The 24,563-nt window shown below is 59.0% G+C and carries 19 protein-coding genes; 10 read left to right on the top strand and 9 right to left on the bottom strand.

Going from position 1 to position 24,563, the window contains the following annotated elements; genetic code table 11:
• Positions 1 to 7 precede the first annotated feature (7 nt).
• From RIKMI_RS0106380 to RIKMI_RS0106355, 6 genes are all read right to left on the bottom strand, one after another.
• Positions 8 to 1,165 (bottom strand): 6-bladed beta-propeller, encoded by a 1,158-nt coding sequence (locus RIKMI_RS0106380; RefSeq protein WP_037291617.1) that lies wholly within the window; start codon positions 1,163 to 1,165, stop codon positions 8 to 10.
• A 99-nt stretch (positions 1,166 to 1,264) separates the two neighbouring features.
• Positions 1,265 to 1,525, bottom strand: a complete 261-nt coding sequence (locus tag RIKMI_RS0106375; protein WP_027290921.1) for a hypothetical protein — start codon at positions 1,523 to 1,525, stop codon at positions 1,265 to 1,267.
• Positions 1,526 to 1,645: 120 nt separating this feature from the next.
• On the bottom strand, positions 1,646 to 2,257 hold the full coding sequence (locus RIKMI_RS0106370) for a ribonuclease HII (protein WP_027290920.1): 612 nt from the start codon (positions 2,255 to 2,257) through the stop codon (positions 1,646 to 1,648).
• A 135-nt stretch (positions 2,258 to 2,392) separates the two neighbouring features.
• Entirely contained in the window at positions 2,393 to 3,121 is a 729-nt protein-coding gene (gene rnc / locus RIKMI_RS13260; protein WP_051214393.1) for a ribonuclease III, read from the bottom strand.
• Between the two features lie 191 nt (positions 3,122 to 3,312).
• The gene (gene fabF, locus RIKMI_RS0106360; protein WP_027290919.1) at positions 3,313 to 4,581 is read right to left on the bottom strand and encodes a beta-ketoacyl-ACP synthase II; all 1,269 of its coding nucleotides are present in this window, start codon (positions 4,579 to 4,581) and stop codon (positions 3,313 to 3,315) included.
• A gap of 185 nt (positions 4,582 to 4,766) precedes the next feature.
• Positions 4,767 to 5,003: an acyl carrier protein gene (locus tag RIKMI_RS0106355; protein WP_027290918.1), complete on the bottom strand. Its 237-nt coding sequence runs from the start codon at positions 5,001 to 5,003 to the stop codon at positions 4,767 to 4,769.
• 161 nt (positions 5,004 to 5,164) lie between these two features.
• Between RIKMI_RS0106355 and purN the strand changes: the two genes are divergently transcribed.
• The 3 genes from purN (at position 5,165) to dnaG (ending at position 9,217) form a co-directional block, all read left to right on the top strand.
• Positions 5,165 to 5,740 (top strand): phosphoribosylglycinamide formyltransferase, encoded by a 576-nt coding sequence (gene purN, locus RIKMI_RS0106350; RefSeq protein WP_027290917.1) that lies wholly within the window; start codon positions 5,165 to 5,167, stop codon positions 5,738 to 5,740.
• 3 nt (positions 5,741 to 5,743) lie between these two features.
• Positions 5,744 to 6,376: a hypothetical protein gene (locus RIKMI_RS0106345; protein WP_027290916.1), complete on the top strand. Its 633-nt coding sequence runs from the start codon at positions 5,744 to 5,746 to the stop codon at positions 6,374 to 6,376.
• 804 nt (positions 6,377 to 7,180) lie between these two features.
• Complete coding sequence (gene dnaG, locus RIKMI_RS0106335) at positions 7,181 to 9,217, top strand: DNA primase (RefSeq protein ID WP_027290915.1); 2,037 nt, start codon at positions 7,181 to 7,183, stop codon at positions 9,215 to 9,217.
• 1,372 nt (positions 9,218 to 10,589) lie between these two features.
• Here dnaG and RIKMI_RS0106330 read toward each other — a convergent pair.
• Together RIKMI_RS0106330 and RIKMI_RS0106325 are read right to left on the bottom strand one after the other, a co-directional pair.
• A complete protein-coding gene (locus tag RIKMI_RS0106330) occupies positions 10,590 to 11,018 on the bottom strand; it encodes a thioredoxin family protein (RefSeq protein ID WP_027290914.1) in 429 nt (142 codons plus the stop codon).
• A gap of 64 nt (positions 11,019 to 11,082) precedes the next feature.
• Complete coding sequence (locus RIKMI_RS0106325; protein ID WP_027290913.1) at positions 11,083 to 12,855, bottom strand: chloride channel protein; 1,773 nt, start codon at positions 12,853 to 12,855, stop codon at positions 11,083 to 11,085.
• A gap of 418 nt (positions 12,856 to 13,273) precedes the next feature.
• Between RIKMI_RS0106325 and RIKMI_RS0106320 the strand changes: the two genes are divergently transcribed.
• Complete coding sequence (locus RIKMI_RS0106320; protein ID WP_027290912.1) at positions 13,274 to 13,564, top strand: hypothetical protein; 291 nt, start codon at positions 13,274 to 13,276, stop codon at positions 13,562 to 13,564.
• Between the two features lie 281 nt (positions 13,565 to 13,845).
• Here RIKMI_RS0106320 and asnS read toward each other — a convergent pair whose 3' ends face one another.
• Complete coding sequence (asnS, locus tag RIKMI_RS0106315; protein ID WP_027290911.1) at positions 13,846 to 15,237, bottom strand: asparagine--tRNA ligase; 1,392 nt, start codon at positions 15,235 to 15,237, stop codon at positions 13,846 to 13,848.
• Between the two features lie 114 nt (positions 15,238 to 15,351).
• On the opposite strand from asnS, the gene RIKMI_RS0106310 reads away from it, so the two are divergent.
• The 6 genes from RIKMI_RS0106310 (at position 15,352) to RIKMI_RS14300 (ending at position 24,395) form a co-directional block, all read left to right on the top strand.
• The gene (locus tag RIKMI_RS0106310) at positions 15,352 to 16,524 is read left to right on the top strand and encodes a DNA polymerase III subunit (protein WP_027290910.1); all 1,173 of its coding nucleotides are present in this window, start codon (positions 15,352 to 15,354) and stop codon (positions 16,522 to 16,524) included.
• A gap of 12 nt (positions 16,525 to 16,536) precedes the next feature.
• Positions 16,537 to 16,920 carry a YraN family protein gene (locus RIKMI_RS13255; RefSeq protein ID WP_051214392.1) on the top strand — a complete coding sequence of 128 codons (384 nt, stop codon included), beginning with the start codon at positions 16,537 to 16,539 and terminating at the stop codon, positions 16,918 to 16,920.
• 309 nt (positions 16,921 to 17,229) lie between these two features.
• Positions 17,230 to 21,510, top strand: a complete 4,281-nt coding sequence (gene glgP / locus RIKMI_RS0106300; RefSeq protein WP_027290909.1) for an alpha-glucan family phosphorylase — start codon at positions 17,230 to 17,232, stop codon at positions 21,508 to 21,510.
• 116 nt (positions 21,511 to 21,626) lie between these two features.
• Positions 21,627 to 22,727, top strand: a complete 1,101-nt coding sequence (gene hemW / locus RIKMI_RS0106290) for a radical SAM family heme chaperone HemW (protein WP_027290908.1) — start codon at positions 21,627 to 21,629, stop codon at positions 22,725 to 22,727.
• A gap of 181 nt (positions 22,728 to 22,908) precedes the next feature.
• Positions 22,909 to 23,268 carry a DMT family protein gene (locus RIKMI_RS0106285; protein ID WP_027290907.1) on the top strand — a complete coding sequence of 120 codons (360 nt, stop codon included), beginning with the start codon at positions 22,909 to 22,911 and terminating at the stop codon, positions 23,266 to 23,268.
• 62 nt (positions 23,269 to 23,330) lie between these two features.
• Positions 23,331 to 24,395, top strand: coding sequence for a peroxiredoxin family protein (locus RIKMI_RS14300; RefSeq protein WP_051214391.1), 1,065 nt, complete (start codon positions 23,331 to 23,333; stop codon positions 24,393 to 24,395).
• Positions 24,396 to 24,563 lie beyond the last annotated feature (168 nt).

Below are 24,563 nucleotides of genomic sequence, written 5' to 3'. Positions count from 1 at the left end.
GGCGGAATTATCGGAGCATAAACAAAACCGGGTTGTCGCCCTCTTCGAGTTGCAGCAGTCGGTTTTTGACTTCCTGCGGGAGTTTATCGCTTCGGGCGATCAGCCGTTTGTCTTTTTCGGAAGGTGTCCCGTACCAGACGGCGTATAACGTCCCCAGCTCGTCGCACCCAACCAGGGCGATATTGTCGAGCGGGCCTGTATTCAATATATCCCACGTAATATAATCCGAATGATAAGACCGGCCGCTCTCTTTGTCGTAGAAAATGAAAAAAGAGGAGGAACGAAAATCGGTTCTCGCACCGGTATCCGGATTTTGCCTCATCCCGCTGACGGCTATCCACCGCGCGTTCTCGAACAGACGGGCGACAAGCATATATTCGCCTTTTAGGAAGGCTTCGCCCAACTGCGTCAGCATCTGCTCCCGGTCGCCGGACTCGGACAAAATCCGGCGGGCCTCTTTTTCCGCCTCTCGCTGGCCATCACCGAAATCGAGGTAATAAAGCGGTTGCCGGTTCCGGATGTCGGTCGCGTCGTAAATCGTATCGTTCATATGGTAATAGAGTACCTTCCCGCCCCATAGCGAAAGAGGACGCGCCCCTTCCGAAGCTAACGGGTCGGAGGCGGATGCACTGCGGCGAATAGCGAATGTCCGGGCATCGACCTCCAGCAGGTCGCTGTTTTCAGGGAAAGTGCCGTCGTGAAAAACAATGCAGGTCGAATCGTCCGTGCGGATAAACTGGCGGTTGTAATAGTAAGGCGGTTGTTGCCGAACGGTGGAAAGATAGTTTCCTGCCGTATCGAATATCATGTATTTTCCCTGCTCGGTCGTGAGCACCCATGCATTCGAATCCGAAGCTGCGATAAAATCCCCTAAATAGGTATACTCCTGCGGACCGTGTCCGATCCGATCGATAGCATGGACAAAGTTCCCGGCCGTGTCGAAACAGAGCAGGTTGGCCCGGCTGCTCATCTGATTCAACAGGAAAAAGCGATCACCCGATCGTTTGAGGTCTTTTACCATGACTCCGACCAAAGAACTGTCCGACGTTTGCAACGAAACGACGCAGGTTTCGGGGAACAGTTCCGAAACAGTCGCTTTCGTTTGGGTCATACCATCGATAACCGGAATGTCATTCTTAACCTGAACTTTGCTTTGGCAAGCCATGAACAAAATGCAACACAATGTTCCGAGGATTCCGCTTTTCATGGAATAATTGGTATAAAAATCGCAACAGGGTTACCCCTGTTGCGATTTATCGGAATTTTATCTGTTGGTGAAAACACAGGCGCCTGTTCCGGGGGAGCCGCACGGAGTCCTTGTAAACCGATCCATTACGCTTGTCGATCTGTCGCATACCGTGACCGTAATCAACTTGTCGTCAATCTCGATATTTTCTTTGCATAGGGCGGCGAAAAGTTCGATATTGGCCAGTGCCAAATCGGAGATTTGTTCTTTCGGCTGGGCCATTAAGAAATTAAAGGCCGCCGCGCTGCCGATAACAAGCGCTCCGCCTGCAATCAGCATCTTGCTCTTGCGTGCTCCGGGGGTCGATCTTACTCCCGGCACGTCTCCCTCTTGTTCCAAATATACGGAGAGCGGAGATAAAAAACAACCTCACAGACTATAATCAACAAAATTCATTGCCTATTCCGTCGGATCGACGAATCGTCGGCAGAAAGTAGCCCGGTGGCAGGGCGACAGCCCGTACCGGGCCACGGCCTCGCGATGCGCCGCAGTCGGATAGCCTTTGTTCCGGTCCCAGCCGTACACCGGATACTCTTCGTGCAGACGCAGCATGCAATCGTCCCGGTATGTCTTGGCCAACACGGAAGCCGCCGCGATCGGGGCCAGTTTCGCGTCTCCCTTGACGATACATTCGTAAGGTATGACAAGCGTTCCGGGGCGGAAACGATTGCCGTCCACCAGCAGCCGATCCACCGTCATGCCGACCGGCAGACGGTCCTGCAATTGGGCGAAAGCCCGCCGCATCGCCAGAAACGAAGCGTTCAGTATGTTGATTTTGTCGATTTCGGCCGCCGTCGCCTCGCCCACGCCCCAGGCCACCGCTTCGTTCTCGATGACTTCGCGCAAGGCGTAACGGTCGCGTTCGCTCATTTTCTTGGAGTCGTTCAGCCGTTCGTCATGAAACCGGGACGGCAGCAACACCGCACCGGCGAAAACCGGCCCGGCCAGCGGCCCCCGTCCGGCCTCGTCGAGACCGACTTCCGTTCCTCCATACAAACTCAGTTCCAGCATTCGTTTTCCTCCGTTTTTTGTTCCGTCGTCGCTCCGCCTCCCCCCCCGGCGACCGTTGCCGTTCCGCCCCTCCGGAAGCCGTACCCGTTCTTTTCCCGGAAGCAGTCCCTCCCGTCGAGCCGGCAGCGGCATAGGTCAGGCCCGCAGGCGTCCGTAAGCTTCGTGCGCCGCAAGCTGTTCCGCCTCTTTCTTCGAACGCGCGTCGCCGTAGCCCGTCCGGACACCGTCGATCAGCAATTCCGTCTCGAAATGCGGCATCAGCTCCGCATGGTCGGCACATTCGCGGCTGCGGAATTCCACCCGCCGATGGTGTTTCTGTCCCCATTCGATCACCCGGCTTTTGAAATCCTTTTCCGTCTGTTCCAGCGCTTCGATATCGACATATTCCGCAAATATGCTTTCGATCAGCACGCGGTTGGCGGTTTCGTACCCCTGATCCAGGTACAACGCCCCGACCAGCGCTTCGAACGCGTCGCCGTATATGTTGTTCCGACTCGTCGCCAGACTCGAAGGATGCGCCACGATCGCTTCGTCCAGCCCCAAGTCGAGCGCCACGCGGTTCAAAGTGTCGCGGCTCACCATTCGGGAGCGCAGCTTGCTCAGGAAACCTTCGTTCGCTTCCGGGTATTCGATGAACAGCAGTTCCGAGACGACGGTTTCGATCACCGCGTCGCCCAAAAATTCCAGCCGTTCGTTATTGACCGTCCGGCCGTCGCCGACCCCGACCGAGGCGGACCGGTGCACCAGCGCGAGTTTATACAGTTCTATGTTGTCCGGAACGATACCGAAGATACGGTCCAGTAGTTCGTAATAGGGGCGGTCGGCCGGTGCCGGCCGACGCCGGAACAGATGTCGCAGTTTCATGGATGTCGGAACGTGTAGTGTGAGCGGAATCGTAATGTCGGGTCGTGCGGCCGGGTGCACCGGGCGTCCCCGGTTTCCCGGCAGCCGGCGGCTGCCGGAGGGAGAGGCGGAGCATAACGTCCCGGAATGAAAAGGGCCGTTCCACGATTGCGTGTAACGGCCCGGATATCCGATTGTTCAGCGGCCGGCGGTTACTGAACCTTTTTGAAAATCACGGTCGAGTTGTGCCCCCCGAAACCGAAAGTATTGCTCAGGGCGCAGTCGATGTCGCGCTTCTGAGCCGTGCCGAGGGTGAGGTTGATGCGCTCGTCGATCTGCGGGTCGCGTTCGGTCACGTTGATGGTCGGCGGAACGATCCCCCGATCGATGGCCATGATGCAGGCCAGCGCTTCCACGGCGGCTGCGCCGCCCAGCAGGTGGCCGGTCATCGATTTGGTCGAACTGATGTTCACCTTGTAGATGTGGTCGCCGAACACGGACTGAATACCGGTCAGTTCGGGGATGTCGCCGGCCGGGGTCGAGGTACCGTGAGTATTGATATAGTCCACATCTTCCGGTTTCAGCCCGGCGTCTTTCAGGGCTTCCTGCATGGCCCGGGCCGCACCGGCGCCCTGGGGGTCGGGAGCGGTGAGGTGGTATGCGTCGGCGCTCATGCCGCCGCCGACCACTTCGGCGTAGATTTTCGCCCCGCGTGCCTTGGCGTGTTCGTATTCTTCGAGGACGAGCGCGCCGGCGCCTTCGCCCATCACGAAGCCGTCGCGGCCGGTGTCATAGGGCCGCGAGGCCGTAGCCGGGTCGTCGTTGCGGGTGGAGAGGGCCTGCATGGCGTTGAACCCGCCGATGCCGGCCGGATTGACGGCGGCTTCGGAACCGCCCGATACTATGATGTCGGCCTTGCCCCAGCGGATGAGGTTCAAGGCGTCGATGAATGCGTGGTTGGAGGATGAACAGGCCGAAACGGTGCAGTAGTTCGGCCCGCGGAACCCGTATTTCATGGAGATGTGCCCCGCGGCGATGTCCGCGATCATCTTGGGGATGAAGAAGGGGTTGTATTTGGGCGTCCCGTCCCCTTTGGCGAAGTTGGTCACTTCGTTGAAAAAAGTCTCGATACCGCCAATGCCGGATGCCCACACGACGCCGACGCGGTCTTTGTCGATGCCCTCGGCGATCCCTTCTTCCGCATCCGTCAGCCCGGCGTCCTGCACGGCCTGTTTCGCGGCCACCAGCGCGAACTGCGTAAAACGGTCGTATTTACGCGCTTCCTTGCGGTCGAAGTGTTCGTTCGGATCGAATCCTTTGACTTCGCAGGCGAACTGCGTCTTGAATTTCGAAGCGTCGAAATGGGTAATCGGGGTCGCTCCGCTTACGCCTTTTTCGAGGTTTTCGAAGTATTGTTCGATATTGTTTCCCAGGGGGTTGATGGTCCCGATACCCGTTACTACTACTCTTCTCAATTTCATAAGGATTTATGATTGGTTGGTATGGCCGGCCGGGCCTGCCGCCGCAGGCGGTGCGGGCGGACGCCCTTCACGTCGGTGAAACGGGTTTCTCTTTCCGTAGCCCCGTTATAACAGAAACTGTTCCGAACGCAATATTTCTAAAGTGTCCGAAACAGTCTTATGCTAAGTACGATCGTATCGGCCGCTTAGTTCTTCTTGCCTTCGATATAAGTGATGGCATCGCCTACGGTAGCGATCTTTTCGGCGTCTTCGTCCGGGATCGAGATTTCGAATTCCTTTTCGAATTCCATGATCAGTTCCACGGTATCCAGCGAGTCTGCGCCCAGGTCGTTGGTGAAGCTGGCGGTAGGTACTGCTTCCGAAGCGTCCACACCGAGTTTGTCAACGATGATTTCGACTACTTTTGAAGAGATGTCTGACATAACGTTCTTGATTTAGAGTTTGACAATTGTTATCGTATTCGTTTTCTGGATCAACGCAATTACCCAATTCAGGGCAAAAGTATAGTTTTTTTCTCAAAGTCGGGTGCCGAGCCGGTTTTTTTTGTACTTTTATTTGCCGTTTTAACTGCAAGAGATTCATTATGACCAATATAGCCATATTCGCGTCGGGTTCGGGGACCAATGCGGAAGCGATCATGAACCATTTCTCGGATTCTTCCTGCGGCCGGGTGGCGCTGCTGCTTTCCAACCGCGGGGACGCCTATGCGCTCAAACGCGCGGAACGGTTCGGGGTGCCGACGGCGGTTTTTTCGCGGGACGAATTTCTGGATCCGGCGGGCCGGGTGGCCCGTCTGCTGCGGGAACACCGCATCGATTTCATCGTGCTGGCGGGTTTTCTTTGGCTCGTGCCCGCTTTCCTCACGGCGGGTTATGCGGGGCGGATCGTAAATATCCATCCGGCGCTGCTGCCCAAGTTCGGCGGCAAGGGCATGTACGGCGAGCATGTGCACCGGGCGGTGATCGAGGCGGGCGAAAAGGAGTCGGGCATCACCATCCACCTGGTCAATGAGCGTTACGACAGCGGCGACACCCTGTTCCAGGCTACGGTGCCGGTCGCTCCCGACGACACGCCGGAGTCGCTGGCTGCCAAAATCCACGTATTGGAACACCGCCACTTCCCGGCGGTGATCGAACGAACGATCCGAAGCCTCCGCTGACCGATGCACACCGTCTCCGCCATACTCCGCCGCGCCCTGTTGCAGCACCGTTCCCCCGTCGCCGTCGAAGGAATCGGCACGTTGCACACGGTCCGCAGCGGCGCCCGCTTTCTCTCCGGCCAGCGGCTCGATCCGCCGCGCCGGATGCCGGAACTGGTAGCTTCGGAGGCGGGCGACCTGCCCCTGACGAGCCTCGTGGCCGCGGAACTGTCGGTCGATGCCTCCATCGCGGAAGAAATGTGCCGGGAATGGCTGGAGGGGACTTACGCGCAGGCCGCCGTGAACGGCCTCCCGGCCGGTTCCCTGTTTCTGGAAGGTATCGGTACGATACAGGCCGATCCGGAACGGGGATTCGAATTTTTCGCCGATCCGGAGTTGTTGGAAATGCTCAATCCGCTGCCGGCCGAGCCGTTAGTGGTGCCTTCCCCCGCCCGGCGGCCGATGCCCGGCCCGCAACCGGGGTATCCGGCGTACGGCGGTCGCCGCCGACCGCCGCGGAGAAGACCGAAAGGCAAAAATCCGCATAACTATACGCTCTCCGTTTTCGCCGTATTAGTCGTCCTTGCGGCGTTAGGCTATCTTTGCTATTATCTTTGGGCGCATACCGATCTCTTTTCGGCTTTCCTGCCCCGATAAACGGTTTGACGCGGGAAGGGGCATCTTTCCCGAAGCGGGACGATACGACCGGGGAAACCGGTCCCGGTCCGCATTCAGTCGGAAACCCTTAGAGGTTGAATATTTCGCCCCGTTATATCGGTACGCATGCATTTCGATATTTTTTCGGCCCGCACCCATTCCCCTGGGCGGAAAAGACCCCGGCAGGAGTATCCGGGATCGGGTAAAATCATTAACCGGTTTCGGGTAAGATCGTCGTATTACTTGAGATTACGGTCTTGCGATTTTTCGGAAACATGGTCGGTCGCGGCTGAGCCTGAACCGGTCGCCGGAACGGGCAAACCGAACGCGCTGCGGTTCGCGGTTTCGGTCACGGCCGCATCGTAAGGTGGCGACGTTCGACAGCAGCCGCAAATAATTGCAGGTTTATAGTTCGGCGCCACGGACAGGCCGGCCTCATCCTCGGGAAATCCGTGCGGCACCGGGTCTCCGTTACGGGAGGCTGCGCACCGCCCAAATTTATGTTTAATCGTACAGTTAAAATAAGTTTCCTCGATGGCAGGGGCGGAAACTTATTTTACACGGCATGGTTCTTTCGGCTCGCGTCGGATCCTCCGGGTCTTTTGCCCGGATTTGCATCGCCTTATACCGTCCGGCGCGGAGCCGAAATGGGGTTTGAGTAAAATCGCATAGAGTCACCAACGCATATAGCGATTCATTCTGAAAGCCTTTCCGGCATGTCCGGAAAGGCTTTTTTCGACGAACAACCCCAGAACGGCCGGGTCGCTCCGACCGAACGATTAAAAACGTAACTTTGCCTCCGTTATGATCGACCGTCAGACCGTGGACCGTATATTCGCAGCCGCCGACATCGTGGAGGTGGTGAGCGACTTCGTGACCCTCAAGAAAAAGGGGGTCAATTACCAGGCTTGCTGTCCGTTCCATAACGAAAAAACTCCTTCGTTCGTAGTCTCTCCCTCCAAAGGGCTGTACAAATGCTTCGGGTGCGGCAAAGGGGGCAACGCCATCAGTTTCGTGATGGAGCACGAAGGGCTGAGCTACGTCGAGGCCCTGAAATGGGTGGCCAAAAAATACGGCATCGAAGTCAAAGAGAAGGAGCAGACCCCTGAAGAGAGGCAGCGCAACGACGACCGGGAGAGCATGATGGTCGTCACCTCGTGGGCCAACCAATACTTCGTCGAACAGCTCAAGACGCAGGAGGGCCAGAGCGTCGGTGTCGGTTACTTCCGCGAACGCGGATTCACCGACGCCACCATCGCCAAATTCCAGCTCGGTTACTGCCCGACCAAAGGCGACGCCATGACGCAGACCGCGCTGGCCGAAGGGTACCGGGAGCAGTTCCTCGTCGGCACCGGCCTGACCATCAAACGCGAAGCGCAGAACGGCGGGGGATACTACGACCGTTTCTGCGGCCGCGTGATGTTTCCCGTCCATTCGCTTTCGGGCCGCGTAATCGCCTTCGGGGGGCGCACCCTGCGTACCGACAAGAAAGTAGCCAAATACCTCAACTCGCCAGAAAGCGAGATCTACCACAAGAGCAACACCCTTTACGGGATCTACTTCGCCAAGAAGGCCATCACCCAGTTCAACCGCTGCATTCTGGTCGAAGGCTATACCGATGTACTCCAGATGCACCAGTCGGGCGTGGAGAATGTCGTAGCCTCGTCGGGGACGTCGCTGACCGTCGAGCAGATCAAGCTCATCAAGCGGTTCACCAAAAACGTGACGGTCATCTACGACGGCGACGCGGCGGGCATCAAGGCTTCGATGCGCGGAATCGACATGATTCTTCGCGAAGGGCTGACGGTGCGGTGCGTCCTGCTGCCGGACGGCGAAGACCCCGACTCGTTCGCCAAATCGCATAACGCGACCGAATTGCAGGCCTACATCGAGGAACACGAAGAGGATTTCATCTCGTTCAAGACCCGCATCCTGTTGGGCGACGCGGCCGAAGATCCGATCAAACGGGCCGAGGTCATCACCAGCGTCGTGGAGTCGATCGCCACGATTCCGGAGGCGATCACGCGGTCGGTCTTTATCCGGGAGTGCGCCCAGAAACTCGAAATCGACGAAGATATACTCATCCGCGAGGTGGCTAAAAAGCGGGTGACGATGGTGGACGGACAGGCCGGGCGCGAGGCGATGGAAAACGCCCATCGCAAAGAGCAGTTCCTCCGGCGGCACGAGGCCGACCCGAATGCGGCGCCGGCCTACTCCCCGGACGCTCCGCTGACCGAACCTGCGGCCCCGATCGATCTGGCCCCGAAGCTGAGTTTCGCGGAACAGGGGCTGAACCGGGAGCTGGACCGGTTGGAACGGGAGCTGGTGGGGTATCTGCTCAAATACGGGGGCGAGAATTTCGATTTCGAGATGTCGCCTACGGAGATCGTTTCGCTGAGCGTGGCGGAAACGATCATCGGCGACTTGGAGATGGACCGTATCGAGATGCACAATCCGCTTTGCCGCCGGATCTACGAAGAGTATGTGCAGGAGTACCGGGAACACGGTGCGCCGCCGGCCAATCATTTCATCAACCATCCCTCGCCGGAGGTGGCGGCGCTGGCGGTGGACTTGCTGACGGAAGAAGAGACTTATGCGCCGAGCCGGATGTGGGAACGGTACGAAATCCGGGTCTCGACGGAACGCGAACGGCTGGGCGAAGCGATCCCGAAAGCGATCACGATCTACAAATCGAAAGTGGTCAGCTCGATCATTGCCTCGCTCCAGAAAGAGCTGCTGGGAATCGATACGATGGAGGAGGCGCAGGAGATCATGCAGCGGCTGGGTTCGCTGAACGAACTGCGTAAAAGCATCTACGAAAAATACCTGCGGACAGTATAATCGTCGTTTTTTCTTACCGGATCCGGGATATTCCCGTAGGGTTTCTTTACAGAACGACCGGGCTGAATTTTCCGGTTCGGGATCCTTAATTTAAGGCCGGAGCCAGCGAGGGCCAAACGAGCTTTGCGAATTACAGGAATTAACTTCGCTATGCCCGTTTTGCCTGGCGGCTTCCTCGCCAAAGACCGTCTGCGGTCTTTGACCTCGGTACGTTGCCCGGTTCTTCCTCACCGCTCGGCCATTCGTGCACCCGACGCTGCCAGTGAGAGCAGCGCAAACCGGCTTAAGCACTGCCGAAAGGCGAGGAAAAAGGCGAAGCCAACCCCAATGGCGCTCGGCTGCTGCGTCAGTTCGGGCTGACCGCTATGCGGACGATTAACCGTACGTTTCTTTGTAATGGGGCGCAGCCTGCAGGGAACGGGAACGGGAACGAGCTGTGCGAGCGAGCGGGCCTCCCGATGGGGAGGCGTCCGGCCCGCCCGCTGACGCGGAAACCTGAATGAAAACCGTAGGGTTAATTATATTGTCTGTCGCCGACGAGCGGTTGTCTTTTCTTCACCCGCTTATGCCGCGGGGCCCGATTTTTCCAAACGCCTTATGCCGGCGAGGCATCTCCTTTTTTACCTACGGTTTGCCGGCGGCTTCCTCGCCAAAGACCGTCTGCGGTCTTTAACCTCGGTACGTTGCCCGGTTCTTCCTCACCGCTCGGCCATTCGTGCACCCGACGCTGCCAGTGAGAGCAGCGCAAGCCGGCTTAAGCACTGCCGAAAGGCGAGGAAAAAGGCGAAGCCAACCCCGATGGCGCTCGGCTGCCGCCGTCGGTTGCGTGCCCCCAAAAGGAGATAAAAACCCGCCGGGAATGTGCGATTCCCCGCTCCCGACTATCGTCGGATCGGGAAATCGCACATTCCCGGGTCGGCAGCCTTTACCCGTACTTCGACACCAATGTAAGAAGCCGGGAGTACTTTATAATTGCAATGTTTTCCCTTAGTCAGGCCGGAGCCACCCCCGGCGCAGGCCTGCAAACAGTCCGCGCTGGCTCCGGCAGATAAGATTAACGCATAGTTTGCAGGTTATGCGATTCTTCAGAATCGCCGGCTTTGCGACTTCGGGGGATGGGTACAAAGCCGAAGGGTAAAATACTTTAACCGTACGTAAATATATATAATTACCCTGCGTCTACCCCCCTACCTAATTTTCAGCCTGTTTTGGCTTTTCCTGCGAGCCTCCCTGTCGGAGCCGTTCCGACGGGGCTTTTGTCCGAGTCTGGGGAACCTTATTCAGGCGGCGGCGTAGGGCCGGTCGGGGAGATCGCGGCCCTGTTCGATTCCGGAAAAGATACGCTCACCTTAGAAATAACGTCAGACGGACGTTACTTTTTCTCGATTTTGGCCATTTCGTCTTTCAGACGCTGGACGAAATCTTCCGGGGTGCGGCTCGACCCCACCAGGCGGCCCAGCTCTTCGCCTTTGCTGTCGAGGATCAGCATGGTCGGATAGCCTTTCACGGCGTATTTCTTGGCCAGCTCGATGCCTTCGCCCTTTTCGGCGTCGAATTTCGCGTTTACGAACGTGGCGTTCATGTAATCGCCTACGACCTGCGTCGGGAAGATATTGTTCGCCAGGTATTTGCACGGCCCGCACCAGGTGGTGTAAATATCCACGAAGATCGGTTTTTTCGCCTGTTCGGCCGCTTTCTGCACGTTCACGAAAGTGTCCTCGGTAAACCTGGTGCCGGTCTGGGCGATCGCCGCTCCGGTGAACATCAGGGCGGCAACGGCCGCCATCAATAGTTTTTTCATAATCATCTGGTTTTGAGTTGTTAATTTCATTTTGGCAAATTCGGTGCCGAACTCCGACAAGGTGCTATTCGTCGCTCATGTGGGTCAGCTGCTCGCGGTAAGCTGTCAGCAGTTTCGATTTCGAAACGAAACCCAAATAATGGCCGCCTTCATCGACGACCGGCAGGTTCCAGGCCCGCGTCTGTTCGAACTTTTCCATTACGCTGCGGATCGGTTCGTCCGGATGGATCCGTTCCGGGGCTTTCGACATATACCGCGTCAGCGGCGTTCCGTATTTGTCCCGGTCGAACATATCCGCCCGGATATCGTCCATCGTGATGACCCCCATCAGTTCGCCCCGGTTATTTACAACGGGAAAAACGTTCCGTCTGGTATGTTCCACGGCGCGGATCACGTGCCGCAACTTTCCGTCGAGGGGCACCGTTTCGAAGTCGTATTCGATCAGCGACCGGGTTTTGAGAAACTGCATGGCGTTCTCGTCCTTGTTGTGCGTGAGCAGCTCGCCTCGTGCCGCCAGACGTTTGGTATAGATCGAATACGGTTCGAAATAGTAGCTTACGGCGAACGAAATCGCCGACGCCAGCATCAGCGGGAGGAACAGGGCGAACCCGCCGGTCAGCTCCGCCACCAGGAACATCGAGGTGATCGGGGCTTTCATCACGCCTCCCATAACGGTGGCCATGCCCACCAGCGTGAAACCGGCCAACGGAAGCTGCGTGCCCAGAAATCGGTTGCAGACGATGGCGAATAGGTAGCCCATGATCGCCCCGACGAACAGCGACGGCGCGAAAGTCCCCCCCACGCCTCCCGACGCGTTGGTCAGGGTCATGGCGACCACCTTGAACACCAGGATACCCGCCACATAGAGCAGGATCATCCAGAAGGCGTCGCGCCATTCGTAGAACAGCGACTGGTCGAAAATCGCGGCCTGCCGTCCCGTCATCAGGTCGGTAATGATTTCGTAGCCTTCGCCGTAGAGCGGCGGGAATACGAAAATCAGCGCGCCGAGGATCAATCCGCCGACCAGTACCCGGTAGCGTTTCTTGCGGATGCTTTTGATCCGTCCTTCGAGCCGCATCGAAGTGTTAGCGAAAAAATAGGAAACGCAGCCTCCCGCAATGCCCAGCAGGGCGTAGAACGGGATGTCCCGCAGGGCGAACGAGGGGCTGACGCCCGCGAAGAACGGCTGCATATCCACCAACAGGTAGGTGGTGGTCGCCGCAGCGACCGAGGCCAGGATCAGCGGCACCACGCTGGTGAAGGTCAGCTCCAGCATCAGCACTTCGATCACGAAGACGAACCCGGCGATCGGGGCCTTGTAAACCGCGGCGATGGCGGCGCCGGCTCCGCAGCCCAGGAGTAAGGTGATGTGTTTGTAATTCAGCCTCAGGAATTGTCCCACGGTGGAACCGATAGCCGCGCCGGTCAGCACGATCGGCGCCTCGGCCCCCACGGAGCCGCCGAAACCGATCGTGGCGGAGCTGGCGAGGAGCGAGGTGTAACAGTTGTGCGGCTTGATGCGCGATTCTTTGCGCGATATGGCGTAAAAAATACGCGTCACTCCGTGCGAGATGTCGTCCTTGACCCAGTAGGTGACGAACAGCACGGTGACGGCTATCCCGACCATCGGGTAAAGGAAGTAGAGGACGTTGGCCGCTTCGATGTCGGCCCACGAGGTCAGCCCCTGCTTGATCAGGTGGATGCAGCCGCGCAGCAGATGCCCGGCGACGCCGGCAGCCACGCCGACCACCACGGCCAGGATCATGATGAGCTGCCGTTCGGAGAGGCGTTTGGTGAGCCTCGTGAACCAGCGGTATAGGGTTTCTTTCGATTTCAATGCTCCGGACTGTTTTCCCGCCTTGCGGCGGTCCGATTCCGGGGCTAAGGTAAGGATTTTTTGCTCTGTTCCGTCTCGGGAGCGGGGCGGGGACGCGCAGGACCGGGCGGCGGTTTCTCCGCCCGGCCTTGCGCGTATGGCAGAGTCTGTGCTTCACGGTACAGGTGGACGAAGAAAAACAAACACCATTATCGGCGGAAATAGTATATTAACCCTATGGTTATCCGGCTACCCGCGGATATAGTTTTCCAAGCACGGAGCCAGCGAAGACAAGACCGCAGGTTGCAGCCGTTAACTTCGCTTCGCTCGTTTCTCTCCTCGCCGCTCGGTCATTCGTGCAACCGACGCTGCCGGTGAGAGCAGTGCAAGTTAGCTTAAGCACTGCCGAACGGCGAGGAAGAAGGCGAAGCCAACCCCGATGGCTCTCGCCGGCAGCGTCGGCTCGCCGGAGATGGCTCCGAGCCTGAATCTGCAAATTAAAAGTACGATTAAAATGCTTTATCCATTCGGCTTTGCGCCCACCTCCCGAAGCGGCAGAGCCGCTTGGGCGCCAAAACCGGCGATTCTGAAGAATCGCATCAATAAAAACCGTAGGGTTATTCAAAAGTACCGCGATAGCGGGCGGGCCGGAGCCACCCCGGGCGGCGGCCTGCAACTGCGCTGCGCTTGTTTCGCCTCCGCTGGCTCCGGGCTTGAATCTACAAATTAAAAGTACGGTTTCTTATAGGGCCGCAGTCTGCGGAGAATAGGGTACTTACAGCCCGGACTCGAGTACCGAGCGGCGCCGGGGTCGGCTTCGCTTTCCTCCTCGCCGTTCGGCAGTGCTTAAGCTAACTTGCACTGCTCTCACCGGCAGCGGCGGTTGCACGAATGACCGAGCGGCGAGGAGAGAAACGAGCGAAGTAAAATTAACGGGCGCAACCTACTGCGGCTTTACCCTCGCTGGCTCCGGCCGTAATAGACTGTACAGCTAATATTTCAGGTCCGCTTTTAGAATTCCGCATTTTTCGGCGTGCGCGGGAACGGAATTACATCCCGGATATTGGTCATTCCGGTCACGAAGAGCACCAGTCGTTCGAAGCCCAGTCCGAAACCGCTGTGCGGCGCGCTCCCGAAACGGCGCGTATCGAGGTACCACTGCATCGATTCGACCGGGACGCCCACTTCCTGCATACGGGCCACCAGTTTGTCGTAATCGGCTTCGCGTTCCGACCCGCCGATAATCTCGCCGATCTTCGGGAAAAGCACGTCCATCGCCCGTACCGTTTTGCCGTCGTCGTTCTGTTTCATGTAAAACGCCTTGATCTCCTTCGGGTAGTCGGTCAGGATCACCGGGCGTTTGAAATGCTGTTCCACGAGGTAACGTTCGTGTTCCGAGGCGAGGTCGGCTCCCCAGAATACCGGGAATTCGAACTTCACGCCCTTCTTGTCCCGCGCCTCTTCCAAGATTTTAACCCCTTCCGTATAGCCCAGCCGCACGAAATCGTTGGCGATCACGAAACGGAGCCGTTCGGTCAGCTCCTTGTCATACATCTTTTCGAGAAACGCCAGATCGTCCGCACAATTTTCCAGCGCATAATTCACCAGATATTTGATGAAATCCTCGGCCAAGTCCATGTTCTCCCCGATCTCGTAGAAGGCCATTTCCGGCTCTACCATCCAGAATTCCGCCAGGTGGCGCGGAGTATTGGAGTTTTCGGCCCGGAAAGTCGGGCCGAACGTATAGATCAACCCCAGCGACATCGCCGCCAGCTCGCCTTCGAGCTGTCCGGAGACGGTGAGGTTCGTGGAGCGGCCGAAAAAGTCCTGCGCGTAATCCACGCTGCCGTCCTCTTTGCGCGGCGGATTGGCCACGTCGAGCGTCGTTACCTGGAACATCGCCCCCGCTCCTTCGGCGTCCGAACCGGTAATGAGCGGAGAGTTCCAGTAAACGAAACCCCGGTCGTTGAAATATTTGTGTATGGCGTAGGCCATCGCGTGCCGGATGCGGAACACCGCCCCGAACGTATTGGTGCGCGGACGCAGGTGGGCGATCTCGCGCAGGAATTCGAGCGTGTGTCCCTTTTTCTGCAACGGATAGGTCTCCGGATCGGCGCCGCCGTAGATTTCGATCGTCCGGGCCTGGATTTCGACCGGCTGGCCCGACGCGGGCGAATCGACCAGCGTGCCGGTTACCTTCAGGCAGGCGCCGGTGGTGACGCTTTTGAGCAACGCTTCGTCGAAAGCGGCGGTCTCGGCCACCACCTGGATATTATGGATAGTCGAGCCGTCGTTCAGGGCGATGAACGCCACGTTTTTGTTGCCGCGCTTGGTGCGTACCCATCCTTTGGCCACTACTTCGACGTTACGCTCGCCGCTGGCGAGCAACTCTGCTATTCTCATGGTTCTGACTGTATATGATTTGTTTTCCGACTTCCCCGCGATTGGCGAAGGTATGCAAAATTTCCGTATCTTCGTCAGTCGCCGTCCCGCTTTTTCGCGGCGCGACACCCGCCAATGCAGTTTAAGGACATCATAGGACAGGAAGATATCAAACGTCGTCTGTGCGAAACGGTACGGGGCGGACGTATCAGCCACGCCATGCTTTTCGCGGGCGGCGAAGGGACGGGGGCCTTGCCTTTGGCGCTGGCCTACGCCCAGTACGTCAATTGCCGCAACCGCACCGACGGGGATTCATGCGGCGAGTGTCCGGAATGTTACCGGATGCAGCGCATGGAACATCCCGACTGCCATTACGTCTATCCGGTCAATACCTCGAAAGAGGCGGTGGCGACGGGACGGGCGGACGACAAGCCGCGCAGCGAGCAGTTCCTGCACCTCTGGCGGCGCGTCATCCCCCGGACGGGCGGCTACCTGACCGAACAGGAGTGGTACGCCGAACTGGGCATTGAAAACCAGCAGGGGATCATCAACAAGAACGACGCGAACGAACTGGTGCGCCAGATGGGATTCAAATCGTTCGAGGGAGGATATAAGACCGTGATCGTCTGGCTCCCGGAACGGCTGCACGAAGCGGCGGCCAACACGCTCCTGAAACTGGTCGAAGAACCGCCGGACAAAACGCTGTTCCTTTTCGTCAGCGCCGAACCCGAAAAAATCATCGCCACGATCCGATCGCGCACGCAGATCGTCTCGCTGCCGGGCGTACCCGACGACATCGTGGCGCGGGAGCTGGCCGCACGGGAGGGGATAGCCCCCGACCGGGCGGAATGGATCGCACATCTGGCTCAGGGCAGCTGGGGAACGGCCCTGCGCATGGCGCGGCAGGAAAATACGGCGGACGCCGACCATCAGGATCGGTTTATCCGCCTGATGCGGCTCTGTTACCAGCAGAAATACCTGGCGCTTTTCGAGTGGGCGGAGGAGATGGCCCCGCTGGGGCGCGAAGCGCAGAAACAGTTCTGCACGGCGGCGCTGGGCATCGTCCGGGAGTGCTACCTGACGGGGATCGGTATGGAGCGCATCGCGTACACCGATCCGGCGCGGGAACAGTTCTGCCGCAATTTCGCGCCGTATGTGTCCCACGTTACGGTGGAGGCTTTCGTGGCGGAATTCGAACTGCTGCTGGCCCAGATCCGCCAGAACGGGAACCCGCGGATCCTGTTCACCCATTTCGCCATGAGTATCTGTAAAATTATCGGGGCGGCCCGGGCCGCGCTCAAAAAATAACGCGCCGCGGAGATGACGGGCCGTATCGACATCGGAATGCAGGGCGAAGAGCTGGCGGCGGCCTATCTGTCCGCCTGGGGGTGGAGCATAGCGGCGCGGCGCTGGCGGGACGGGACGCCGCACGGATTGAAGACCGACATCGACATCGTGGCCCTGTCGCCCGACGGCGTGTATCATTTCGTCGAAGTGAAGACGCGAACGGCCGCCCCCGGTCCGGATCGCCGCCCCGAAGCGGCCGTCACCCCCGCGAAAGCGCAGCGAATGATCCGGGCCGCCGAAAGGTATATGGCCGCCGGAAAACTCGACGGAGAAATCGCGATAGACCTTATCGCCGTGGTGTTGGACGGCGGGTCGGAAACGCCCGTTATCCGTTATTACGCCGACGTGGCGCGCTGATTCCGTCGCCACCGGCGGCGACCGGACGAAAACAGGAATCGATCGTATTCGATACACACAACCGTGCACGCCTGGCCCAAGACTGTACATGTATCTGATTATCAGTATTCCCATATCCGAAGTACCGCCCTCGGAGCGGCCCGGTCGCTCGAGCGCAGGACCGCGGCCGGGGTCGTTATCCGGTTTCGGATGATGTCGCATGTACTTACCTAAATATAAAAACATTACCTTTGCAACCGTACCTTTTCCGAAAATATTCGGAAAATACGGATAACCGATACGACAAAACGGACATAACCCGATACCATTATGAGTGAAAACGCAAGACACACACCCGACATGCTTTTCGAAGTGAGCTGGGAAGTATGTAATAAAATCGGCGGTATCCATACCGTCGTGGGCACCAAAGCCCTGACCGCCATCGAACATTTCGGCGACGACCGCTACATCGTCATAGGCCCGGACCTGGCCAGCGAAAGCGAAAATCCGGAATTCGAAGAAGACCCCAACCTGCTGAAAGCCTGGCGGCAGATCATCGCGTCCGAAGGGTTGCGCGTCCGCGTCGGCCGCTGGAAGAACGTCAAGGGCACTCCTAAGGCCATGCTGGTCAATTTCTCGGCCATCATGGGCCGGAAAGACGAAATCCTGGCCAAACTGTGGGAGACCTACAAAGTGGACTCCATCAGCGGCCAATGGGACTACATCGAACCTGTCCTGTTCGGTTACGCCGCCGGGAAAGTCATCGAAAGCTACGTCAAACATTACAGCCAGCCCGGACAGCATACCGCGGCCCATTTCCACGAATGGATGACCGCCAGCGGCGGGCTGTACCTCCAGAAAGAACGTCCCTCGGTGGCTACCGTTTTCACGACCCACGCCACCGTCGTCGGCCGGTCTATCGCCGGCAACGGCCTGCCCCTGTACAGCGGGCTGGAGACTTTCAACGGGGACGATATGGCCCGGCAGTTCGGCGTCGTGGCCAAACACTCCATCGAAAAAGCGGCGGCCCACCACATGGACGCCTTCTCGACCGTAAGCGAAATCACCAAACGCGAATGCAAGGCGTTACTCGACGCCGACGTATCGACTGTGACCCCGAACGGTTTCGAGGACGGTTTCGTCTGGCAGGGCGAAGAGGCCGAAACCAAAAAACGCGAAGCCCGCGACCTGATGATCCGCGTGGCGGAAGCCACGCTCGGCATCGAATTGCAGAACGACCCGCTGATCGTGTCGATCGGAGGCCGTTACGAGTTCAAGAACAAAGGGATCGACGAGTTCATCGACTCGCTGGGCGAGTTGAACGGCAACGACAGCCTCCAACGCGACATCCTGGCTTACATCATGGTGCCGTGCTGGAACCACGGCGCACGCCGCGACCTCCAGTGCATCGTTTCGGGCGAAAAAGAGTGCGGCATGGACTATGCCGGCGCCCTGAACTCGACCCATTATCTGGGCGATCCGGACAACGACCCGGTGGTGAACCACCTGCGTTCCCGCGGTCTGCTGGGACGGGGCAATCGCGTGCACACCGTCTTCGTGCCGAGTTACCTGAACGGCAACGACGGCATCTTCAACAAGACCTACTACGAACTGTTGGTCGGGATGGACGTCACCGTTTTCCCGTCCTACTACGAGCCGTGGGGCTACACGCCGCTCGAAAGCATCGCTTTTTCGGTGCCGACCGTAACCACCGACCTGGCCGGCTTCGGCCTCTGGGTCGAACAGCACGCTAAAGACGGACATACCGGCGTTACGGTCGTGCACCGCGACGATACCAACAGCCCCGAAGTGGTGGCCGCCATCGCCGGGACGCTGGTCGGATACGCCAACATGACCGACCGGGAGATGCTCCGCCACCGCGAATCGGCGCGGGAAATTTCGCAGACCGCCCTTTGGTCGAACCTGTACGGCCACTACCTCGACTTGTACGATATAGCCCTGCAAACGGCGATCCGCCGCAGCGCGCACACCTATACCGACGGCGGAACTAACCACGAACAACTCAATTACGTGCGTCAGCAGCTGGTGGTAGAAAGCAAGCCGAACTGGACCCGGATGATGGTCGAAAGCTCGGTTCCGGAACGTCTGCGCCCGCTCGAAGAGCTGACCAAGAACCTCTGGTGGTCGTGGTACGATCCGGCGCGGCAGCTGTTCGAATCGATCAATCCGGAACTGTGGAACCAGGTGGACCGCAACCCGATCGACCTGATCGACAGGCTCAACCTCACGACCTTGCGCGAACTGGCCGAGAATCAGGATTTTCTGGCCCGGATGGACGCCGTCTATGCCGAATTCCGGAAATACATGGCGGCCAAACCGACCGACGCGCGGCCGCAAATAGCCTATTTCTCGATGGAATACGGGCTGCACCACACGCTGAAAATCTATTCGGGCGGCCTGGGCATCCTCGCCGGCGACTACCTGAAGGAATCCTCGGACAAAAACGTGCCGATGACGGCCGTCGGTCTGCTGTACCGCTACGGTTACTTCACCCAGCGGCTCTCCGCCGCAGGCGACCAGGAGGCCAGCTACGAACCGCAGGACTTCTTCAAGCTCCCGATTTCGCCGGTACGCGACGCGCAGGGGAATTGGAAAACCGTTACGGTCAATTTCCCCGGCCGGAAAGTGATCGCCCGTATCTGGCGCTGCGACGTGGGGCGGACGCAGCTCTACCTGATGGACACCGACCACGACCTGAACCTGCCCGAAGACCGCAGCGTGACGCACCACCTTTACGGCGGCGACTGGGACAACCGCCTCAAGCAGGAATTCCTGTTGGGGATCGGCGGTATCCGGCTGCTCAATACCCTGGGCATCGAAGCCGACATCTACCACTGCAACGAAGGCCATGCCGCCTTCATCGGGCTGGAACGGGTGCACAACCTGATCGCCAGGTACGACCTGAGCTTCTCGGAAGCGATCGAATGCGTCCGTTCGTCGTCGCTCTTCACGACCCACACGCCGGTACCCGCCGGCCACGACGCGTTCCCGGAAGACATGATCCGCCAATACATGTCCCACTATCCCGACCGGCTGAAAATCACCTGGGACCAGTTCATCAACCTCGGCAAGACCGATCCGAACGACCCGAACGAGAAATTCTCGATGAGCGTGCTGGCCTCCAACATGTCGCAGGAGGTGAACGGGGTGAGCTGGCTGCACGGAGAGGTGAGCAAGGATATCCTCAAAAACATCTGGCCGGGGTACATGCCCTGCGAACTGCATATCGGCTACGTGACCAACGGGGTGCACTTCCCGACATGGGCGGCCACGCGGCTCAAGGAGATCTATTACAACGCTTTCGGCGAGTCGTTCCGCCAGGGAAACTACGCCAAAGAGAACTGGGAGAAAGTTTACAACATCGACGACAAGGTGCTATGGGACGCCCGGCTTTACCTCAAGGAACGGCTGATGAAAAAGATACGCACGCGCGTGGCCGACCCGGTACAGTTCCGGTTCGACTCGCCGCGCCAGATCGTCCAGATTCAGGAGTCGTTGAAAAACGACGTGCTGACGATCGGTTTCGCCCGCCGTTTCGCCACCTACAAGCGGGCGCACCTGCTCTTTACCAACATGGAACGGCTGGAACGGATCGTGAACAACCCGGAACGTCCCGTACAGTTCGTCTTCGCGGGGAAAGCGCATCCGGCGGACAAGGCGGGACAGGACCTGATCAAAAAGATCGTCGAAGTCTCCAAGATGCCCCAGTTCCTGGGGAAAATCATCTTCCTGCAGAACTACGACATGGAACTGGCCCGGCGGATGGTGCAGGGCGTGGACGTATGGATGAACACCCCGACGCGTCCGCTGGAGGCTTCGGGTACCAGCGGCGAAAAGGCCGTGATGAACGGCGTGCTGCACTTCTCGGTGCTCGACGGCTGGTGGGTGGAAGGTTACAAGGAAGGCGCCGGATGGATGCTGCCGATGGAGAGCACGTTCGACGACCCGCGTTACCAGGACGAACTGGACGCGGAGATGATCTACGCCACGATCGAGGAACAGATCGCCCCGCTCTATTACGAACGCGACGAGAACAACCTGCCGGTGAAATGGGTGGCCGCGGTCAAGAAATGCATCGCCGAAGTGGCGTCGCAGTTCACCACCAACCGCATGATGCAGGATTACGAAGACCGGTTTTACTCGAAACTCTACGCGCGGCATGAGAAGATGATCGCCGACGACTTCGCCCAGGCGCGCGAAATCGCGGCTTGGAAACGGCGCGTGAGCCGGTCGTGGGACAAAGTCCAGGTGCTCAACTTCAAACAGTACGACGTCGGCCACATGACCATCAAACTCGGCGAACACTACAACCTGGAGGTAAATGTGGATATCGACGGCCTGATGCCGGAAGACATCGGCGTAGAGATGCTGGTGGCCGACCAGATTACCGACGACGGACAGAACAAAGGCAAGATCACGCTCAAAAACACCTACCAGTTCGACCTGGTACAGGTGGAAGGCAGCGTGGCCACTTTCCGGCTCAATTCGACGCCGGAGAACGCCGGTTCCTACGACGTGGCGATCCGGGTCTATGCCCGGAATCCGAAACTGCCCCACCGCATGGATTTCGCCCTGGTCAAATGGGTATAGGCCGGACACCGGAGGTCCGGACGGACTGCCGCTTTCTCCGGGAGGCGGCAGTCCCCGTATGGAACGGTACGGGCCGCCGGGCGGACGGCGGCAAACCGGCCTGAAGTCGATACCGTATGTCGGGAATATACATCCATATACCTTTTTGTCGGCAAATCTGCCGATACTGCGATTTCCACCACGTCGCGTCGCTGGCCCGCAAGGACGGGATGCTCGACGCCATCGGCCGCGAAATCGACCGGCGACGGGCGGAAATCGGGTGCGGGAGCGTGAAAACCCTTTACTTCGGCGGCGGGACCCCGTCGGTATGTACCCCCGAAGAGATCGGACGGTTCGTGCGGCAGGTGCGGGAACGCTGGAGGGCGGATACGTTCGAAGAGGTTACGCTCGAAGCCAACCCGGACGACCTGACGCCCGCTTACCTCGACGGACTGCGCGAAGCCGGTATCGACCGGCTCAGCATCGGCATCCAGTCTTTCTGCGACGACCATTTGCGGCGGATGAACCGCCGCCACGACGCCCGCAGGGCCATCGAAGCGGTGCGGGAGGCGCAGGCGGCGGGATTCGGGAACATCACGATCGACCTGATCTACGGCCTGCCCCGGATGACGGCCCGCGAATGGCAATATAGCCTCGACCGAGCCGTGGAGCTGGACGTGCAGCACCTGTCGGCCTACCACCTGACCATCGAGCCGCGTACCTTTTTCGGCCGGCAGGGGTTGCAGCCGGTGGACGAATCGGTTTCGGAAGAACAATTCCGGATCCTGCGCGAAACGTTGTCGGCAGCGGGCTTCGAACATTACGAAGTGTCGAATTTCGCCCGGCCGGGCTTCCGCGCCCGCCACAACTCCTCCTACTGGCACGGGGAGCCGTATCTGGGCGCCGGGCCTTCGGCCCACTCTTACGACGGGGCGAGGTGCCGCCGGTGGAACGTGGCCGACAACCGTCGTTATCTGGCCGGGGAACCGCCCGGTGAAGAACGGCTGACGGACACCGACCTGCTGAACGAATACCTGATGACCCGGCTGAGGACGGCCGAGGGGATATCGACCGATTTTATCGCCGCCCGATTCGGCGCGGAACAGGCAGAACGGATCGCCGCCCGTTGCGGCGATTTCGCGGCCGAGGGCGACATGTTCCGTACTGCGGAAGGATTCGCCATCCCTGCGGAACGCTTCCTGGTCTCGGATTTCCTGATCGCGGAACTGTTCGGCTGAAACGCCGCCCCGGAAAACGCCGGAACCGGACAGACCCGGAAAAGACAACCGCGCCGCAGGCTTCCCCCGCATCGCCGAAAATCTCCGGCCTCCGCCCGGAAAGCACCGGTTCTTCCGTGCCGGGGGACGTCGTACGGACGACAGGCGCCGGACAACGCCATATCCGTTTACCCTGCTAAACATGAAAGGAATATACGCGATTCTGCTGTTGGTAGTCTCCAACTCGTTCATGACGCTGGCCTGGTACGGCCAGCTGCGGTTCAAATTCTTCCAGGGGCTGCCCTTGTGGGGTATCGTTCTGGTCAGCTGGTGCATCGCCCTGTTCGAATACAGTTTCATGATTCCGGCGAACCGCATCGGCTTCGAAGGTACCGGAGGCCCGTTCAGCCTCTTGCAGCTCAAAGTGATCCAGGAGGTCGTCACACTGCTCGTCTTCGCCGTTTTCACCACCCTGTTTTTCAAAACCGAAACGCTCCGGCTCAACCACCTGTTCGGGGCCTTTTTCCTCGTGCTGGCGGTCTATTTCATGTTCAAAAAATAGGGAACCCCCGCGGAAAAGGCTATATTTGTAACCGGACATCGTACCTAACCCCGAACCATACTATGAAAAACATAACTCCATTTCTCGGAACGGCAGCCCTCCTGCTGGCCGGTTGTTCCGGCAGCGGCGTAACCGTCCGCGGCGACATCGCCGCCGGAGGCAGCGGCAAAACCATCGTCGTGGAACGAGTCGTTCCGACGGGCGCCCGTTTCGTCGATTCCGTCAGGACCGACCGGAACGGGAATTTCAACCTTTTTATCGAACAGGAACCGGGCGTGCCGGAATTCTATAACCTGCGCATCGCGGGCGGCGGCAATGTCCCGCTGTTGGCCGACGCATCGGAAAAAATCGTCGTCCGCATCTCCGACAGCACGGCCCGCCGATACGACGTAACGGGTTCGGCAGGTTCGGCCCTGGTGCAGGAGGCGAACGACATTCTGGCACAGGCCGACCCGGTCGCCCGGAAACAGGCGGCGGCCGGATTCATCAGCCGGCATGCGGGTTCGCTGGCGGCTATCGTGCCGCTGTACCAGACGGCGGCGGACGGCTCGTTCGTCTTCGCGGACGACGTTACGGACGTGGTCTATTTCGGAATGGTCAGCGATTCGTTGAACAACCGCTATCCGGGGTCGCCTTACGCCCTTGCGCTGGCGGCCGACGTGCAGGGCTTCGAAAATGCGGCCGCAACGGGCCGCCTGCTGGCCGAGAACATGGACAACGTGGTTTCGTTTCCGGACCTGGACCTGCCGGACGCGCTGGGCAAACGGCATAAATTGTCCGACCTCGGCGGAAAAGTGATTCTGCTTTCGTTCACGGCATCGAATCTGCCCGAACTCAAGATATTGAACCGGGAGCTGGTGGAAGTCCATAACCGGCATGCGGCGCAGGGGTTCGAGGTTTACCAGGTGTCGCTCGACACGGACAAGGCGCAATGGATACGCAGCGTCGCGGAACAGCGTCTGCCGTGGATTTCGGTGAGCGACCAGCTGGGGGGAGACTCTCCGGCGGTGAGGCTCTATAACGTGCAGAAAATCCCGGCCAATTTTCTGATAGATCGGGAAGGGAACATTGTCCGCCGCAATGTGCCTCCGACGGAGATCGAAGCGGCGGTAAAGGAGCTGTTGTAACCGACAGGCGCCCGTTCGCGGAGTGTCCGGGTGCTCCGTTTTCGATGGCTCCCTGAAACAGCCGGATACCTGAAAAGCCGCGGTCGCGCCCCTTTGTCGGGGCGCGACCGCGGCTTTTTCGGCCCGAATCCGTAAGTCCATTACTGCCGCTGAAAAGGCGGTATCTGT

It is taken from the genome of Rikenella microfusus DSM 15922, assembly GCF_000427365.1.
GTDB lineage: Bacteria > Bacteroidota > Bacteroidia > Bacteroidales > Rikenellaceae > Rikenella > Rikenella microfusus.
This window is presented reverse-complemented; position numbering and strand designations above follow the sequence as displayed.